At 68.1% G+C, this 15,367-nt stretch carries 16 protein-coding genes; 6 read left to right on the top strand and 10 right to left on the bottom strand.

The window, feature by feature from the left end; translation table 11 throughout:
* Window positions 1–2 precede the first annotated feature (2 nt).
* Genes nagA through G154_RS22725 form a run of 3 tightly spaced genes read right to left on the bottom strand, consistent with a single transcriptional unit; the run spans window position 3 to window position 2,404 of the window.
* Window positions 3–1,157 carry an N-acetylglucosamine-6-phosphate deacetylase gene (gene nagA, locus G154_RS22735; RefSeq protein WP_019514491.1) on the bottom strand — a complete coding sequence of 385 codons (1,155 nt, stop codon included), beginning with the start codon at window positions 1,155–1,157 and terminating at the stop codon, window positions 3–5.
* Window positions 1,158–1,943 carry a glucosamine-6-phosphate deaminase gene (nagB, locus tag G154_RS22730; protein ID WP_019514490.1) on the bottom strand — a complete coding sequence of 262 codons (786 nt, stop codon included), beginning with the start codon at window positions 1,941–1,943 and terminating at the stop codon, window positions 1,158–1,160.
* Window positions 1,943–2,404, bottom strand: a complete 462-nt coding sequence (locus G154_RS22725) for a PTS glucose transporter subunit IIA (RefSeq protein ID WP_019514489.1) — start codon at window positions 2,402–2,404, stop codon at window positions 1,943–1,945. The genes nagB and G154_RS22725 overlap by 1 nt, the downstream gene beginning before the upstream one ends.
* 82 nt (window positions 2,405–2,486) lie before the next feature.
* Here G154_RS22725 and G154_RS22720 point away from each other — a divergent pair, with 82 nt between their 5' ends.
* Window positions 2,487–4,031, top strand: coding sequence for a PTS transporter subunit EIIC (locus G154_RS22720; protein ID WP_019514488.1), 1,545 nt, complete (start codon window positions 2,487–2,489; stop codon window positions 4,029–4,031).
* Between the two features lie 3 nt (window positions 4,032–4,034).
* On the opposite strand, the gene G154_RS22715 is transcribed toward G154_RS22720, so the two are convergent.
* Both G154_RS22715 and G154_RS22710 read right to left on the bottom strand, forming a co-directional pair.
* A complete protein-coding gene (locus G154_RS22715) occupies window positions 4,035–4,583 on the bottom strand; it encodes a chorismate mutase (protein ID WP_019514487.1) in 549 nt (182 codons plus the stop codon).
* Window positions 4,583–6,343, bottom strand: a complete 1,761-nt coding sequence (locus G154_RS22710; RefSeq protein ID WP_019514486.1) for an amidohydrolase family protein — start codon at window positions 6,341–6,343, stop codon at window positions 4,583–4,585. Before G154_RS22710 ends, G154_RS22715 begins: the two co-directional genes overlap by 1 nt.
* A gap of 285 nt (window positions 6,344–6,628) precedes the next feature.
* Between G154_RS22710 and G154_RS22705 the strand changes: the two genes are divergently transcribed.
* Window positions 6,629–7,450 (top strand): hypothetical protein, encoded by an 822-nt coding sequence (locus G154_RS22705; protein ID WP_019514485.1) that lies wholly within the window; start codon window positions 6,629–6,631, stop codon window positions 7,448–7,450.
* 2 nt (window positions 7,451–7,452) lie between these two features.
* Here the strand turns inward: G154_RS22705 and G154_RS22700 are convergent, their stop codons facing one another.
* The gene (locus tag G154_RS22700; protein ID WP_019514484.1) at window positions 7,453–8,448 is read right to left on the bottom strand and encodes an LmeA family phospholipid-binding protein; all 996 of its coding nucleotides are present in this window, start codon (window positions 8,446–8,448) and stop codon (window positions 7,453–7,455) included.
* A gap of 122 nt (window positions 8,449–8,570) precedes the next feature.
* Here G154_RS22700 and G154_RS22695 point away from each other — a divergent pair, with 122 nt between their 5' ends.
* The gene (locus G154_RS22695) at window positions 8,571–10,337 is read left to right on the top strand and encodes a sulfatase-like hydrolase/transferase (protein ID WP_031601410.1); all 1,767 of its coding nucleotides are present in this window, start codon (window positions 8,571–8,573) and stop codon (window positions 10,335–10,337) included.
* Between the two features lies 1 nt (window position 10,338).
* On the opposite strand, the gene G154_RS22690 is transcribed toward G154_RS22695, so the two are convergent.
* Window positions 10,339–11,022, bottom strand: a complete 684-nt coding sequence (locus G154_RS22690) for a YceI family protein (RefSeq protein ID WP_019514482.1) — start codon at window positions 11,020–11,022, stop codon at window positions 10,339–10,341.
* A 4-nt stretch (window positions 11,023–11,026) separates the two neighbouring features.
* A complete protein-coding gene (locus G154_RS22685; protein ID WP_019514481.1) occupies window positions 11,027–11,599 on the bottom strand; it encodes a TIGR00730 family Rossman fold protein in 573 nt (190 codons plus the stop codon).
* A gap of 49 nt (window positions 11,600–11,648) precedes the next feature.
* Between G154_RS22685 and G154_RS22680 the strand changes: the two genes are divergently transcribed.
* From G154_RS22680 to G154_RS22670, 3 genes are read left to right on the top strand one after another with little or no spacing between them, the layout of a single operon-like run.
* Entirely contained in the window at window positions 11,649–13,268 is a 1,620-nt protein-coding gene (locus tag G154_RS22680; protein WP_023985517.1) for a peptide chain release factor 3, read from the top strand.
* 44 nt (window positions 13,269–13,312) lie between these two features.
* Window positions 13,313–13,519, top strand: coding sequence for a CopG family transcriptional regulator (locus G154_RS22675; protein WP_019514479.1), 207 nt, complete (start codon window positions 13,313–13,315; stop codon window positions 13,517–13,519).
* Window positions 13,516–13,890, top strand: coding sequence for a type II toxin-antitoxin system death-on-curing family toxin (locus G154_RS22670; protein ID WP_019514478.1), 375 nt, complete (start codon window positions 13,516–13,518; stop codon window positions 13,888–13,890). The genes G154_RS22675 and G154_RS22670 overlap by 4 nt, the downstream gene beginning before the upstream one ends.
* Here the strand turns inward: G154_RS22670 and G154_RS22665 are convergent, their stop codons facing one another.
* Window positions 13,891–14,835 carry a mechanosensitive ion channel family protein gene (locus G154_RS22665; protein WP_019514477.1) on the bottom strand — a complete coding sequence of 315 codons (945 nt, stop codon included), beginning with the start codon at window positions 14,833–14,835 and terminating at the stop codon, window positions 13,891–13,893.
* A gap of 30 nt (window positions 14,836–14,865) precedes the next feature.
* On the bottom strand, window positions 14,866–15,363 hold the full coding sequence (locus G154_RS22660; RefSeq protein ID WP_019514476.1) for an O-acetyl-ADP-ribose deacetylase: 498 nt from the start codon (window positions 15,361–15,363) through the stop codon (window positions 14,866–14,868).
* Window positions 15,364–15,367: the final 4 nt, after the last annotated feature.

The following is a 15,367-nucleotide window of genomic DNA, read 5'->3' as shown; positions in this document are numbered from 1 at the left end:
CATCATGCATCCCCGTCCGCCGGGTCGAGTACCCAACCGCCGCGCCGCAGCACACCGGTCACCGCGAGGTCGGCGTCGAGCACCACCAGATCGGCGGCCGCCCCGGCCACCAGCCGCGCGTCGGGCAGCCCCAACGCGCGCGCCGGATTCACCGATGCCTGGGCCACCGCCGCGCACAATGCCGCATCGCGCGCCAACCCGCTGTGGGCCACTGCGAACCGGAACACCCGGTCCATCGTGGCGGTGCTGCCCGCGATGGTCTCGGTGCCCGCAACCCGGGCCACACCATCGCGCACCTGCACCCCCAGCGGACCCAGTTCGTACCAACCGTCGGCCATCCCGGTGGCCGCCATCGCATCGGTGATCAGCGATACCCGTTGCAGACCTGCGCTTTTGGTGATGTGCCGGTAAATCGCCGGGTCGACGTGCACCCCGTCGGTGATGACCTCGACAGTGACCCGGTCATCCTCCAGCAGTGCGATGATCGGGCCGGGCTCGCGGCGGTCGATGGGCCGCATCGCGTTGAACAGATGGGTTCCGACTCCCGCGCCTGCGTCGATGGCCGCGCGGGTCTGCGCATAGGTCGCCTCGGTGTGCCCGACGGCCACCACGACACCCGCCGACCGGAGTTGGGTGATCGCGGCGAGCGCGCCGTGGCGTTCCGGGGCCAGCGTCACCATCCGGATGCAGCCCGCCCCGGCGTCGAGCACGCGCGCCACCTCGTTGGCGTCCGGATCGCGCATCAATAAGGGTTCGTGTGCACCGCAACGCAACTCGGAAAGCCACGGCCCTTCCAGGTGGATACCGTCGAGCAGTCCGGCCCGCACATCGGCGGCCAGCGCGCCGACCTGGCGCAGCAGTTCATCGGGCGCCGCGGTGACCAGCGAGGCGACGATCGTGGTGCTTCCGTGCCTGCGGTGCAGGCCGACCGCCGCGGCCGTCTGCTCGGTACTGCCTGCGGTGAAGTTGGCGCCGGCCCCGCCATGGACGTGGGTGTCGACAAACCCGGGCACCACGGTGACCGCGCCCAACACCCGGTCGGGAGGGCCGGGCGGTTCGCCGGAACCGGTGGCGCGCACCGTCTCCCCGGCGATGTCGATCCACCCCGGGCGCAGAAGTTGCGCACCGGTCAGCAGGGTGTCGGCGACCAGCAGCACTCAGATGCCCTGCCAGTCGGGCTTGGACCGGTAGGTCTCGCGGTAATACTCGGCGAGCTGCAGCCGGCGGGCGGCACCATCGTCGAGCAGCACCGTCACGTGCGGATGATGCTGCAGGACGGTGGCCGGCCACATCGCGCTGACCGCACCCTCCACCAGGTGGTGCACGGCCTCTGCCTTGCTCCGCCCGATGGCCACCAGCACGATGTGCCGCGCCTCGAGAATGGTGCCCAACCCCTGGGTCAGGCAGTGGGTGGGCACGGCATCGATATCGTCGCCGAAGAAGCGGGCGTTGTCGCGGCGGGTCTGTTCGGTCAGCGTCTTAATCCGGGTGCGCGAGGCCAGCGAGGAACCGGGTTCGTTGAACCCGATGTGCCCGTCGGTGCCGATCCCGAGGATCTGCAGGTCCACTCCCCCCGCGCCGGCAATGGCCGCCTCGTATGCCGCGCAGGCCGCCGGGATGTTCTCGGCCAGGCCGTCGGGTCCCTGCACGGCACCGTCGGCGAAGTCCACCCGGTCGACGAAGACGGTGTCGATGACGTTTCGGTAGCGCTCGGGGTGCTCGGCGGGCAGACCGACGTATTCGTCGAGGGTGAACCCGCGGACCTGCCGGAACGACAGCCCGCCCGCGGCATGGCGGGTGACCAGTTCGTCGTAGATGGACAGCGGTGAGGACCCGGTGGCCAACCCGAGCACGGCATCGGGCTTGCGATCCAGCAGCGTACCGATGGCGTCGGCGGCGACGCTGCCGATCGCGACGGCGTCGGGCAGGATGACGACCTCCATCAGCTGTTCGCCACGAACAGTCCGGCCCCGGCGGTCAGGTGGGCCCCCAGCGGCGGGGTCACCGCGATATTGCCCGGTTCGCGCTCGTCCATGATCACCACGGGCACGATCGGGTTGAGCCCCTTGGCCACCACCGCCGGGACGTCGTAGCTGATGACGACCTCACCGGCGGTGACCTGCACACCCTCCTGCAGCACGGTGGTGAAACCCTCGCCGTTGAGCGCCACGGTGTCCAGGCCCAGATGCACCAGCACGCCGACGTTGTCCGGGGTCAGCACGATGAAGGCGTGCGGCATGAGCTTGAGCAGCTTGCCCGACACCGGCGAGACGGCGTCGACGACCTCGTGCGGCGGGTCGATCGCGGCACCGACACCGACCATGCCTTGGGAGAACACCGGATCGGGTACATCGGCCAGGGCGACGGCGCGTCCCGCCACCGGCGCCAGCACGTTTGTCGTCATGGCTGCAACACTACGAGCGGCGCACCTCGGGCGTTGCCGAACACGGCCTTGGATTGCGGTCTCTGGGGCTAAGCTGCCGCGAATGGGTGGGTCGACCAAACCGCAGAACAATCCCCGCTTCCCGGGGTTCGCACAACTTCAGCGGCTCGGCAAGAGCCTGATGCTGCCGATCGCCGTGCTCCCCGCGGCGGGCATCCTGTTGCGGCTGGGCCAGCCGGATCTGCTGGGCCGCATCGAGGCGCCGGTGGTCGGGCCGTTCTTCCAGGCCATGAGCGCGGCCGGCGGCGCATTGTTCGACAATCTGGCGTTGTTGTTCGCCGTCGGTGTCGCGATCGGTTTCGCCAAGAAGGCCGACGGATCGACCGCGTTGGCCGCCGTGGTCGGTTATCTGGTGATGGACAAGGTCTTCGAGACCATGTCGCCGTTCGTCCTAGCCGGTGTGCTCGACAAGGCCGGCGAACAGGCACAGATCAACTACAGCGTGTTCGGCGGCATCGTCATCGGCCTGTTGACCGCCTGGCTGTTCGACAAGTACCACACCATCGAATTGCCCTCGTATCTCGGCTTCTTCGGCGGCCGCCGGTTCGTACCGATCGTGGTGTCGCTGGCCAGCCTCTTCGTGGCGTTCGCGATGAGCTACTTCTATCCGCTCTTCGACTCCGGGCTGACCAGTCTGGGCCAGTTCATCGGCGGCTCCGGTGCGATCGGTGCGTTCGTCTACGGGTTCGCCAACCGGATGCTCATTCCGGTGGGCCTGCACCACATCCCGAACTCCTACATCTGGTTCCTCTACGGCGATTACGACACCCCCAACGGTGTCGTCACCGGCGAACTCACCCGCTTCGCCGCGGGCGATCCCACCGGCGGGCACCTGACGGCAGGCTTCTACCCGATCTTGATGTTCGGTCTGCCCGCCGCAGCGCTGGCGATGATCCATGTCGCCGACAAGAAGCAGCGCAAGGTCGCCGTCGGCATCCTGTCCGCGGCGGCGCTGACGGCGTTTCTCACCGGCGTCACCGAACCGCTCGAGTTCGCGTTCATGTTCGTCGCGTTCCCGCTGTACGTCATCCACGCGGTGCTGACCGGTCTGTCGCTGGCGATCGCCTACGCCCTGGACATCCACCTCGGCTTCTCGTTCTCGGCGGGCCTGATCGATCTGCTGCTCTACGGCGGTGCCCCGGCGGCCAAGAACATCCCGCTGTTGGTTGGTATGGGCCTGGTGTTCTTCGTCGTGTACTACCTGTTGTTCCGGTTCGCCATCACCCGGTGGAACCTGCGCACGCCGGGTCGCGAGCCCGAGGAGGAGTTCGTGGCCGAGGAGGCCGCCAATGTCGGTGCGGGCACCGGGTCTTCCACCGCGGTGGTCGCCGGCACCGGTTCCGCTCCCGGCGCTGCGGCATCGCGTACCGAGCAGGTCATCGCCGCATTCGGCGGCCGGGACAACCTGGTCAACGTCGACGCCTGCATCACGCGCCTGCGGATGGAGGTCGCCGATCCGTCGAAGGTGGATCAGGCCCGGTTGAAGAGTCTCGGCGCGGCCGGAGTCATCGAGGTCGGCAACAACGTGCAGGCCGTGTTCGGCACCGAGGCCGAGGCGCTGAAGAACGACATCAACAGCGCACGCTGAATTTCAGCGGCAGTAGTCGTGTGTCGCGTACTCCAACGCGCGCCGGAACACCGGGTCCAGCCCGCGGTTGCGTGCCGTCTCGTCGACCGCGGCCGCCACTTCGGCCGGACACGACGGGGTGTGCAGTTCCTGCCATCGGTGCCCGATCTCGGCGACCATGGTCTGGTTCAGCGTGTCGATCTTCGCGCGGGTGTCCGCGAGGTCGGGGGCGGTGACGGGCGCGGCCGCCGGTTCGATCTTCCAGTACGCGAAAAGGCTGTGCTGCAACGAGACCGAGGCGTCAATCTGGTCGCGGAAGACCTCGCGCACATAGCCGGGATCGATCCCCTGCCCCTGCGCGGCGGTGGCGACACCGTCGAGGACCTGCTGTTCGCGCGGTGGGTCCGAAATCGCACCGCCGGTCAGGTATTTGGACGCCGCGACGGGGTCAGCGGTCTGCAGCCGCTGCGCGGCGGCGTCCACCAGCGGTAGCAGCGGGCTCACCACATCGGCACCCGCGGCCGGGACGACCGTCGCGAACGCCAGCGCGGCGGCGATCAGGGGCGTGCGCATCAGCGGGACCCGCGCAGCAGCCGGCCGGGCCGCTTGCCGGTGTCCACCCCGTCGCGCCGGGTGATCACGCCGTTGACGATCGTCGCGGTGTAGCCCGATGCGCCCTGGACCAGGCGATGCCCGCCGGCGGGCAGGTCGAAGGCCATCCGCGGTGCGTGCAGCGTCAGTGCGTCGAGGTCGATCACGTTGATATCGGCCTTCTTTCCGGTCTGGATCACGCCGCGGTCGGTGAGCCCGAACAGCTGCGCGGTGTCATGGGACTGTTTGCGAACAACGTACTCCAGCGGCAGCTTCTCGCCGCGGTGTCGATCGCGCGCCCAATGCGTCAGCAGGAAGGTCGGATAGGACGCATCGCAGATCATGCTGCAGTGTGCGCCACCGTCGGAGAGTCCCAGCACCCCGGCGGGATGGGTCATCATCTCCCGGATGGCATCGTGATTACCGTCGGCGTAGTTGAACATCGGCAGCATCAGCATGTTCGACGCATCGGCCTCCAGCATCAGGTCGTACATGGCGGCCAGCACATCCTGGCCGCAGTCGGCGGCGATGGCGGCCACCGTCTTGTCGCGTGTGGGCTCGTAGTCGGGCGGTTCACCCAGCGAATACAACCGGTCACCGGAGTACTGCGCCAGCGCGAACATCCCATCGAACAGCACGTTCGGGTCGATCGGCAGATCCTCTTCGGACAGAATGGCCTGCCGCACAGCCGGTTCGGCCAGCCGGGCCGCCAGTTCCTCGCGGCTGCACGACGCCTTCAACGCGCGGTAGGTGGGTCGGTGGGTGAAGGCGTGGTGACCGGGAAAGCCCAGCAACATGCCGAACGGGCGGGCCGCCACCTGCGGATACAGCCGGCTGCCCGCCTGATGCGCGGCCGCCGACAGGTCGAGCTGCTCACGCCACAGCTGCGGGTCGGCGTCGACCTGGATGAGCGCGAAGCTCAGCGCACAGTCGATCTCCTCGCCCAGCCTGCGCATCCACTCCAGCTCCCTGCGCGGAGCGACGATGTCCTCACCGGCGGCACCCTGCGGGGCCAGTTCGAAGACCGCACCGCCGCCGGCCGCGGTGGCCCGGCCGAGGGCGAACAGTTCGTCCTCGGCGGCAAAGGTTCCCGGCACCGGTTCGCCGTCCATGGCCCGGTGCGCCAGCGTCCGCGACGACGAAAAGCCCAGCGCCCCGGCCTCGATGGCCTCCCGGACGATGCGGCTCATCGCGGCGATGTCCTCGGGTGTGGCCGGCTCGTTGCGGGCGCCGCGCCCGCCCATCGCGTAGGCCCGCACCGTCCCGTGCGCGATCTGGCTGCCCATGTCCACGGCGAGCTCGCGTCGTCCGATGACGTCGAGATACTCGGCGTAGGTCTCCCAACCCCAGGTGATGCCCTCGGTGAGCGCGGTGCCGGGAATATCCTCGACACCCTCCATGAGCTCGATCAGCCACTGTTCCTGACCGGGCCGCACCGGGGCGAAACCCACCCCGCAGTTGCCCGCGACGACGGTCGTCACACCGTGGCTGCTCGACGGTTCGAGCACATCGTCCCAGCTGACCTGTCCGTCGTAGTGGGTGTGGATGTCGACGAAGCCGGGCGCGACGATCTTGCCGGTCGCCTCGATGGTCTCGGCGGCCTCGGCGGCCAGCGGCGGGTCGCCAGGGCCACGGCGGCGCACCTCGACGATGCGTCCGTCCTTGACTGCCACGTCGGCGGTGAACCGGTCCGCACCGGTGCCGTCGACAACTGTTCCGCCGGTGATCAACAGATCGAACACAGGTCACTCCTTCGGTCCCCTGCGTCGTGTGTAGCACCGCTCGCCGCGCGGACCAGGCAGATTTGAGAAAGTGTTCACTCCCCGGTGTCGGGACAGGTATGCATCACGACGCTTGGACGAGATCGGCTGGAGGGTCGTGGATGCACCGAGGCGACCGCACAACCACAACCCTCACACCGATCTCGCCCGAGCAATTTCAGACGGTGCCCTCCCGGCCCGATGGTTATCCACAGGGTGGACGCGCGAGTGCGTCGGCTTGTCGGTGGCGGCGCGCACCATCCCGTCATGGAACCGTTCGTGGGCAGCGAGGCGTTGGCCGGCGGGGTGATGACGCGCGGCGTCCTGCGGGCCCGCTACACCGCAATCCTGCCCAACATCTATGTCGCCAAAGGCACCGAGCTGACGCTGGAGGTCCGCGCACGGGCGGCCTGGTTGTGGAGCGGCCGAACCGGCATCATCGCCGGCCGCACCGCCGCCGTCATGTACAGCACGCCGTGGGCGGTCACGACCGACCCCATCGAACTCATCGCCCGTCGCACCGAGCATCCCGACGGGCTGATCATCCGCAATGAGCGCATCGCGATCGACGAGATCGGGATATGGAACGGACTCCCGCGCACCAATCCGGCGCGCACGGCGCTGGATGTGGCACGCCACCATCCCCGGGATGCCGCGGTCATGCTGTTGGATCGGTTCTGCGCGGCATCCGACACCAGCTCGGAGGAGATCTCGCAGCTGGCGGGCCGCTACCGAGGCGCACGCGGTATCAGAACCGCACTTTTGACCGCCGCCGAGATCGATCCCGGCGCCCTGACACCGGAGGAGACACGGGTCCGGCTGATGCTCTCGGATTTGGGGCTTCGGCCGCCGCACAGCAGGATTCACGTCACCGATGGTTGCGATGAAGCCGTGCTGGACATGGGATGGCGCACACTGCGGATCGGCATCGACTGCGAACGAGCCGACCCCCGCGACAGGTCCGACTTCCTGCAGAGCCTGGGCTGGATCTACCTGACGATCGCACCCGGCGAGAACCACACCTCGGTGAGCTCCCGGGTCCGCCGGGCGATGCGGGCCAGGAGACGGCACCTGCCGGTGTGGCGCTGAGGTCAGAGGTCGGCGAAGCAGGCGTCGCTTTCGCCCGACGGGATGGTCGCGTCGGCACTGGAGAAGGTGCCGTCGACACCGGTCTTGGTGACCTTCACCGAATCGGCCTTGATACCCAGCGGGTAGTTCTCGTTGAGCTTGGTGGTCAGCTCGCTCAGCGCGGTCTGCACCGTGGCCTTGTCGAACGCGCCGGCGACATCCTGCACGGTGAGTTCCAGATTACCCTCGCGCACTTCGGGTTTGGCGGTGATCGTCGTTCCCCCGGCGGCCTCCATGATCAGGGTGCCCGCGTTGGCGTCGGTCCGCACCGAGGTCACCAGATTGCCGACCACCGGCAGGCTCTCCTGCACGGTCTGCTTGATGCCCTCGGCGGTCCAGGAGAGCTGAGCAGTCACCTTGCCGATGGTGCCCTTGGAGTTGGCCGAATCCGCAAGCTCGATATCGCTGAGCGTCACGTCGGCGGTCATGCCCTTGGCGGCCTGGACGCGGTCACCGGTGGTGACCACCGAGATGTCGGTGTAGTGATCGGTCAGGTACTGCCACAGGAAGGGCGGTGTCACCGAGTAGGAGACGTCGGCGGTGTCCTCGACCAGGCAGTCGGTGATACCGGACAGCACGGTGCCCGCGCGGTACCTGGCGAAGAGCTCCGCACCGGCCAGCACGGCCACCAAGGCGGCGATCACGATCACCGCGGTGAGCACGATGGTCTGACGGTTGCGGGCGGGCCGCGGCTCGGGTGGCTGCGGTCCCGGCGGCAGCTTCTGGATGGGCGGTGGCGGGATCGGCGGCGGTGGCGGGACCGGGATCTTGCGTGTCGCGGGTTCCGGTATCCGGTGCTGCTGCGTGGGCGGCTCGGGCCTCGGTATCCGCTGCGTGGGCGGCTCCGGCCTGGGGATGCGCTGAGTGGGGCTGTGCGGGTCACCCGGGCGCACCGGCCTGGGGATACGCCGCGTCGCCGGGTCGCGCGGCTGGTCGGGCGGCAGCTGTCCTGGCGGCATCTGACGATTCTGCCAGGACACTCTGCCAAAACCTCGGCGGCCGTGGTCACCGCCGCCGCAGGACACGTACATCGATTGCGCTTCCACTACCGGACCCGAGAATTCGGGTGTTGGATGTCGTCATGAACCGGCCCGACATCGTCATCCTGATGACCGACGAGGAACGCGCGATCCCGCCGTACGAGGCGGACGACGTCCTGGACTGGCGGCAGCGGGTGCTGACCGGTCGGCGGTGGTTCGACGAGAACGGCGTCAGCTTCGCCAGGCACTACACCGGTTCGCTGGCCTGCGTGCCGAGTCGTCCGACGCTGTTCACCGGGCACTACCCCGACCTGCACGGTGTCACCCAGACCGACGGGTTGGGCAAGCGTTACGACGACTCACGGTTGCGCTGGCTGCGCCGTGGCGAGGTCCCGACGCTGGGCAACTGGTTCCGGGCGGCCGGCTATGACACCCACTACGACGGCAAATGGCATATCTCCCATGCCGATCTGACCGACCCGGCCACCGGGAAGATCCTGGCGACCAACGATGACGACGGTGCGGTCGACGAGACCGCGGTGCGGGCCTACCTGGACGCCGACCCGCTGGACCCGTACGGCTTCTCGGGCTGGGTGGGTCCCGAACCGCACGGAGCGGCCATGGCCAACAGCGGTTTTCGGCGCGATCCGTTGGTCGCCGACCGGATCGTCGCGTGGCTCGAAGATCGCTACGCCCGTCGGCGGGCCGGTGATCCCGCGGCGTTGACGCCGTTTCTGCTGGTGGCCAGCTTCGTCAATCCGCATGACATCGTGCTGTTCCCGGCCTGGTCCCGGCGCAACCCACTGGCGGCGTCGCAGGCGGACCCGCCGCACGTTCCGGCGGCACCCACCGCATCGGAGGACCTGTCGGCCAAACCCGCCGCCCAGGCCGCGTTCCGCGACGCCTACTTCTCCGGGTACGGACCCTCGCGTGCCGTCCGGCGCACCTACCGCACCAAGGCCCAGCAGTACCGCGACCTGTACTACCGGCTGCACGCCGAGGTGGACGGTCCGCTGGACCGGGTTCGCCGAGCCGTCACCGAGGGCTCGGCCGAGGCCGTGCTGGTGCGCACCTCCGATCATGGCGAGTTGCTGGGCGCGCACGGCGGATTGCACCAGAAATGGTTCAACCTCTACGACGAGGCGACCCGGGTGCCGTTCGTGATCGCCCGCACCGGGGCCGGTGCCACCGCGGCGCGCACCGTGGCGGCGCCCACCTCACATGTGGATCTGGTGCCCACCCTGCTCGGCGCCGCCGGCGTGGACGTCGCATCGGTGGCCGCCGAGCTCGCCCGCACCTTCAGCGAGGTGCATCCGCTGCCCGGCCGGGATCTGATGCCGGTCGTGGACGGGGCGCCCGCCGACGAGAACCGCGCGGTGTACCTCTTGACCCGCGACAATGTGCTCGAGGGTGATTCGGGCGCGTCGGGCCTGGCCCGCCAGTTGGGTCGCGATGTCAATCCGCCTGCACCGCTGCGCATCCGGGTACCCGTCGACGTGGCAGGCAACTTCGAGGGCCTGGTCGCCCGGGTCGACGGCCGGATGTGGAAGCTGGTGCGCACCTTCGACGACCCGGGAACCTGGACCGAGCCCGGTGTCCGTCAGCTCGCGTACACCGGACGGGGAGCACAGCGCTACCGCAGTGACGTCCTCGACGATCAGTGGGAGCTCTACGACCTGACCGGCGACCCGGGTGAGGCGGTCAATCGCTGGGACGACCCGTCGCTCGACGGGGTGCGCGCGGCACTGCGCACCCAGCTCAAGCAGGTGCGCGCCGAAGCGGTGCCCGAACGCAACAATCCGTGGCCCTATGTCCGGCGGCGCGGCACGCAGCAGCCGAAACGCTGGTGGGCACGGCTGCTCGGCTGACTCAGCTCTTGGCCAGGTACACCAGGAACTCGATGACGGCCGTCGGCTGCACCTCCAACAACGAAGCGAACGGTTTCGGCGGCGTGACGTTGAAGTCGGGCAGCCGCACCGGGACCGTGCCCACCGCCTCCACCCGGTCGCCGTTGCGCCGCACATCGACCTGCGCGGTCTCCGGGCGGGTAACCCCCTTGATGGTCAGCTGAACCGGAACCTCCACTCGGGTCGAGCTGCCGTCGGCCGGTATCGCGGACACATCGGTGGGGACGTTGCCTACCAGCTCGGCGGTCGGGAATGTGTCGGTCTCCAGCGCGTCGGCACTGCGGAACTTCTCATCGCGCCCCGAGCTTCCCGTTTCCAGGCCTGCCACGTCGACGGTGAACTTCAACGATCGCACGTGCGAGTCCTCGATCTCGGCGCTACCGGTGACCGTGTCGCCACGTCCGGCGACATCAACTGTCTCCCAGAGCAATTGCTGCTGCACCCGGTAGCCGACCTGGGATCCGGGCTGCACGGTCCACGTGCCGTCCAGCGCGCCGCCACCGGGCTGGGCCGCGGCGGCGAAGGCCAACTCCGGCTCGGGCGGGCCCTGGACGTAGTTCTTGTAGGCCCACGGCGTGGCTGCGACCACCGCGACAAGCAAGACCACCAGCACTCCCGCGACGATCGCCGCGACCCTTTTCTTCACCGGGTCATGGTGACAAAGGCGGCGAGCCCGCGGGGCGATCTTGATCTAATTCACACCGTCGCAAGTAGTCGAGGACGTCGGCGCCGTCGGCGGTGACGTAGACCAACTCGTCGAGCGGCAGCGGCAGGAAGCCGTCGCTCTCCATCCGGCGCAGCTGCATCACCAGCCCGTCGTAGAACCCGGCGGTGTTCAGCAGCACCACCGGTTTGGTGTGGTGCCCGTGCTTGCGCAGTTCGAGGATCTCGGTGGCCTCGTCGAGCGTGCCCAGACCCCCGGCCAAGATCACCAGGGCGTCGGCGCGGGCCAGCAGCTGGGCCTTGCGGTCGGCGAGGTCGCGGGCGAACACCATCTCATCGGCGTCGGCGCGGGCCTTGGCCCGCAGGAACTCCACCGAGATGCCACACAGCCGGCCGCCGGCCTGCTGGACACCGTCGGCGATCACCTTCATCAGCCCGGTGTTCGAACCACCCCACACCAGGGTGTGCCCGGCCGCCCCGAGCGCGGTGGCGAACTCGCGGGCCGGGGTGGTGTAGCGGGCGTCGAGGTCGGCGGCCGACAGAAACACGCAGATGTGCATGCTTACGATTATCGGTTTATCGACCTGGGCAAATATCATCGACACCGAGATGACCGAGAACGCCGTGACCACCGCCGACACCAAATCCGCCGCCCGGATCAGCCAGGAGGCCGCCCGTCGGCGCACCTTCGCGGTGATCAGCCACCCCGACGCCGGTAAGTCGACGCTGACCGAGGCGCTGGCCCTGCACGCCAGGGTGATCAACGAGGCGGGCGCCATCCACGGCAAGGCCGGTCGCAAGTCCACCGTCTCGGACTGGATGGAGATGGAGAAGGCCCGCGGTATCTCGATCACCTCGACCGCGCTGCAGTTCCCCTACCGCGACTGCGTCATCAACCTGCTCGACACCCCCGGGCACGCCGATTTCTCCGAGGACACCTACCGGGTGCTCACCGCCGTCGACGCCGCGGTCATGCTGATCGACGCCGCCAAAGGCCTTGAGCCGCAGACCCTGAAACTGTTCCAGGTGTGTAAGCACCGCGGTATCCCGATCATCACGGTGATCAACAAGTGGGACCGTCCCGGCCGGCACGCGCTGGAGCTGATGGACGAGATCCACGAACGCATCGGGCTGCGCACCACCCCACTGACCTGGCCGGTGGGTATCGCCGGCGACTTCAAGGGTGTGATGGACCGCCGCAAGGGTCACTACATCCGCTTCACCCGTACCGCGGGCGGCGCGACCGCCGCACCGGAGGAGCACATTCCTGCCGATCAGGCGTATGCCGCGGCCGAGGGCGACTGGGACACCGCGGTCGAGGAATCCGAGCTGCTGTCGATGGACGGCTCGGATTACGACCGTGACACGTTCCTGTCCGGCGAGTCCTCCCCGGTGCTGTTCACCTCGGCGGCGCTGAACTTCGGGGTCAACCAGCTGCTGGACGTGCTGGTCGACCTCGCGCCGCCGCCGGGCCCGATCGTCGACGTCGAGGGGAACCCGCGTCCGGTGGACGCACCGTTCAGCGCGTTCGTGTTCAAGGTGCAGGCCGGGATGGATTCCTCCCACCGTGACCGCATCGCCTACGCCCGGGTGTGCTCGGGCACCTTCGAGCGCGGGGATGTGCTGACCCACGCCGGTACCGGCAAACCGTTCGTCACCAAGTACGCGCAGTCGGTGTTCGGCCGGGAGCGATCCACTTTGGACGATGCCTGGCCCGGCGATGTAATCGGGCTGGCCAATGCGGCGGCGCTCCGGCCGGGCGACACGCTGTATCGCGATCTGCCGGTGGCCTTCCCGCCGATCCCGAGCTTCTCCCCCGAGTACTTCTCGGTGGTGCGCGGCAAGGATCCCAGCAAGCACAAGCAGTTCCGCAAGGGAATCGAGCAGCTCGATCAAGAGGGCGTGGTGCAGGTGCTGCGCTCGGATCGCCGCGGTGAGCAGGCGCCGGTGTTCGCCGCCGTCGGCCCCATGCAGTTCGAGGTGGCCGCGCACCGCATGGAAACCGAGATCGGCGCCGCCATCACCTTGGAGTCACTGCCCTATCAGGTGGCGCGCATCGTGGATCCCGAGGACGCCGAGTTCATGAACAAGCAGGTCTCCGCCGAGGTGCTGACCCGCTCCGACGGCGTCATGCTGGTCCTGTTCTCCACACCGTGGCGCCTGGAGGGCTTTCTGCGGGACAACCCGACGATCACGCTGCGCTCGCTGGTGGCCGCGGCCGACGGGTGAGTTTCGGCCCGTCGGCACCGGTATCACTTCGGTATCATGCGGGGATGGGCATGACATTGCGTACCAGCGAGGAGCAAACCGAGGCGCTGCGTCGGCAGGCCGCCGCCGAGGGGCGGTCGATGCAGGCCGTCGTGTTGGCGGCCATCGACGAGTACATCGCGCGGCACGCGCACAAGACGAAGGTCGACGCGGTCCTGAATCGGGTGCTTGTCGAGGAAGCCGGGGTTCTCGAACGACTCAAAGACGCGTGACCGAGTACCTGGATCTCGAGGACCTCATCGAGATCACACGCCGAGCAATCGACAAAGACGTGGTCATTCGCGATCACGGACTGCTCGAATCCGCCCTGTCCCGGCCGCGTGCGACGGTGTTCGGCGAGGATGCCTACCCTGATCTCTTCGTCAAGGCCGCGGCGCTGATGCACTCGATCGCTCGCAATCACGCACTGGTCGACGGCAACAAGCGGCTGGCATGGACGGCATGCCGCACGTTCCTGGCACTCAACGAGAAATGGGTACACGCGACGGAGGACGATCGTTTCGATTTCGTCATTCAGGTCGCGACAGGCGCGGAGCCGGACTTGGATCGCATTGCCGACCAGCTCCGCGCCTGGTGCGCTTGACTATTCGGCCTCGGCGCTCACCGACACCGGCGTACGCAGATGCGGGTAGGGCAGGTCGATCCCGTTCTCGTCGTAGGCGCGCAGGATCTCGCGGCGAAGCCGGCGCTGAACCGACCACTGCGCGTTGGGCTTCGTCTTGATGGTGAGTCGCAGGGTCACCTGGTCCGATGACATCGTCTGCACGCCCAACATTTCCGGTTCGCCGAGCACCTTCGCCGCGATGGCCTCGTCCTTGACGGCTTCGCGGGCGGCATCGAGTGCCACCCGTTCGGCTTGCTGCAGGTCTGCACTGAGCGCCACCGGCACCTCGATGCGTGCGACGGCGTAATCCTGACTCATGTTGCCCACCCGGGCGATCTCGCCGTTGCGGACGTACCAGAGGGTGCCGTCGATATCGCGGACGGTGGTGATGCGCAGGCCCACGCTTTCTACCTCACCGCTGGCCTCGCCCAGGTCGACGGTGTCGCCGACGCCGTACTGGTCTTCCAGGAGCATGAAGACCCCGGTCACGAAATCGCGGACCAGGTTCTGCGCGCCGAAACCGATGGCGAGGCCGACGACACCGGCCGAGGCGATGAACGGTGCGATGTTGACCCCGAATACGTTGAGCACGCTGAGCACCACCCAGACGAGCAGCACGATCGACACCGTCGACTTCAACACCGAACCGATGGTCTGGGCGCGCTGCTGGCGGCGCGCGGCGGCCTTGGCGGCGCTGGCCGTGTTGCCGCGCTCACGCAGACCACGCAGGCGACCGGCCCGCTTGGGTTCGGCATCGTCGATGATCTTGGGGTTACGGCCGGTGGTGGCGCGGTCGATCATGCGATGCAACACGAAACGTGCGATCAACGCGACCAGCATGTACACCACGACGCGGATGGGAACTTCGATCAGCCAGTGCTTGTTGGTATCCGTCCATTCGAAGGCAAGGTTGACCACATCCATGGTTTCGACCGTACCCAGAGGGGATGGGGGTCAATCAAGTTCTGCGGTCACGGCGTCGAATGTCCGCTCCTCAAAGGCGACGATGCGCGCTTCGGTGACATTCGTCTCGGCGGCGGCGATGGTTTCGATCGCGGTCTTGATGGCATCCCCCTTGGGCCAACCGTAGATTCCGGCGCTGATCAGCGGGAAAGCGATTGTGCGGGCGTCGAGTTCGTCGGCGACCTGCAGGGAGCGCGCGTAACAGGACACCAGTAGTGAACGGTCGCGCTGACCTGCACTGTGGTTGGGTCCGGCGGTGTGGATCACCCAGCGCGCCGGCAATCGGCCGGCGGTGGTCCACCCGGCGTCACCGGTGGCCAGACCGTCCGGAAAGCGACGGATGCAGTCCTGGAGCACCTCGGGGCCGCCGGCGCGGTGGATGGCACCGTCGACACCTCCGCCGCCGCGCATGGCGTTGTTGGCGGCGTTGACGATGGCGTCCACACTCTGCTGGGTGATGTCTCCGTGCACCGCGGTGATGGTCGGCATGGGA

Origin of the sequence: Mycobacterium sp. VKM Ac-1816D (assembly GCF_000416385.1) — a bacterium.
GTDB lineage: Bacteria > Actinomycetota > Actinomycetes > Mycobacteriales > Mycobacteriaceae > Mycobacterium > Mycobacterium neoaurum_A.
Note: the sequence above shows the minus strand (reverse complement) of the source record. Positions and strands in the feature narration are given on the sequence as shown.